Annotated in this window: 1 rRNA gene; it reads left to right on the top strand. The window is 59.8% G+C overall.

The annotated features are described in order from the left end of the window. Window positions 1–221: 221 nt before the first annotated feature. Window positions 222–1741, top strand: a 16S ribosomal RNA gene (locus tag AB0C87_RS42805). Window positions 1742–2088: the final 347 nt, after the last annotated feature.

The raw sequence follows: 2088 nt of genomic DNA, 5'->3' as shown, positions 1-2088 counted from the left end.
CGGTGGGTGTCCGTTTCTTGAGAACTCAACAGCGTGTTAAAAGCCAGTGCCTTTATCGGCCCGGTCTTTATTTGGCCGGGTCGCCCCGTGCCATCCCGCTTTGTGGGGTGGTGGGGATTTCTTTGAGGCAATGCTGTCCCTCTTCGTGGGGGATGGTGATGCTGGGATTGTTTCCTGAGGTTTGGCTGGTCGGGGTTCGCCCCCTGGCTGGTCGTTGGACCTTGATGGAGAGTTTGATCCTGGCTCAGGACGAACGCTGGCGGCGTGCTTAACACATGCAAGTCGAGCGGAAAGGCCCCTTCGGGGGTACTCGAGCGGCGAACGGGTGAGTAACACGTGAGCAACCTGCCCCTGACTCTGGGATAAGCCCGGGAAACTGGGTCTAATACCGGATATGACCACTGGTCGCATGATCGTGTGGTGGAAAGTTTTTCGGTTGGGGATGGGCTCGCGGCCTATCAGCTTGTTGGTGGGGTGATGGCCTACCAAGGCGACGACGGGTAACCGGCCTGAGAGGGCGACCGGTCACACTGGGACTGAGACACGGCCCAGACTCCTACGGGAGGCAGCAGTGGGGAATATTGCGCAATGGGCGGAAGCCTGACGCAGCGACGCCGCGTGAGGGATGACGGCCTTCGGGTTGTAAACCTCTTTCAGCAGGGACGAAGCTAACGTGACGGTACCTGCAGAAGAAGCGCCGGCTAACTACGTGCCAGCAGCCGCGGTAATACGTAGGGCGCAAGCGTTGTCCGGAATTATTGGGCGTAAAGAGCTCGTAGGCGGTTTGTCGCGTCTGTCGTGAAAGCCCACGGCTTAACCGTGGGTCTGCGGTGGATACGGGCAGACTAGAGGCAGGTAGGGGAGAACGGAATTCCCGGTGTAGCGGTGAAATGCGCAGATATCGGGAGGAACACCGGTGGCGAAGGCGGTTCTCTGGGCCTGTACTGACGCTGAGGAGCGAAAGCGTGGGGAGCGAACAGGATTAGATACCCTGGTAGTCCACGCCGTAAACGTTGGGCGCTAGGTGTGGGGTCCTTCCACGGATTCCGCGCCGCAGCTAACGCATTAAGCGCCCCGCCTGGGGAGTACGGCCGCAAGGCTAAAACTCAAAGGAATTGACGGGGGCCCGCACAAGCGGCGGAGCATGTTGCTTAATTCGACGCAACGCGAAGAACCTTACCAAGGCTTGACATCGCCGGAAAACCATCAGAGATGGTGGGTCCTTTTGGGCCGGTGACAGGTGGTGCATGGCTGTCGTCAGCTCGTGTCGTGAGATGTTGGGTTAAGTCCCGCAACGAGCGCAACCCTCGTTCCATGTTGCCAGCACTTCGGGTGGGGACTCATGGGAGACCGCCGGGGTCAACTCGGAGGAAGGTGGGGATGACGTCAAGTCATCATGCCCCTTATGTCTTGGGCTGCAAACATGCTACAATGGCCGGTACAGAGGGCTGCGATACCGTGAGGTGGAGCGAATCCCTTAAAGCCGGTCTCAGTTCGGATCGAAGTCTGCAACTCGACTTCGTGAAGTCGGAGTCGCTAGTAATCGCAGATCAGCAACGCTGCGGTGAATACGTTCCCGGGCCTTGTACACACCGCCCGTCACGTCACGAAAGTCGGCAACACCCGAAGCCCGTGGCCCAACCACCTTGTGTGGGGGGAGCGGTCGAAGGTGGGGCCGGCGATTGGGACGAAGTCGTAACAAGGTAGCCGTACCGGAAGGTGCGGCTGGATCACCTCCTTTCTAAGGAGCACCAACTGGCCGAGGTCGCCTCGTGAGAGGGATCTGGGTCGGTGGCCGCTGTTGACAGCGAATGTCTGTCAGGTGGCTGCTCATAGATGTGGAGCACTGGTTATTCACCAGGCCGTTCATGCGGCTCGGCTAGTACCGCCTCGGAGGTGACTTCGGGGAGTGGGAACAACGAGTTCGGGTGGTCGGACTGGTGGACACGCTGTTGGGTCCTGAGGGAACGGGCGCGAGCCCGGTGGCCTCGGACTACGGGACCAGGACCGCATCACCGCATGGTGGTGTGGTTTTGGTGGGCCCGGTTGTTTTTTGAGAACTGCACAGTGGACGCGAGCATCTCTGGT

It is taken from the genome of Actinomadura sp. NPDC048021 (assembly GCF_040653135.1).
Lineage (GTDB): Bacteria > Actinomycetota > Actinomycetes > Streptosporangiales > Streptosporangiaceae > Spirillospora > Spirillospora verrucosospora.
Note: the sequence above shows the minus strand (reverse complement) of the source record. Positions and strands in the feature narration are given on the sequence as shown.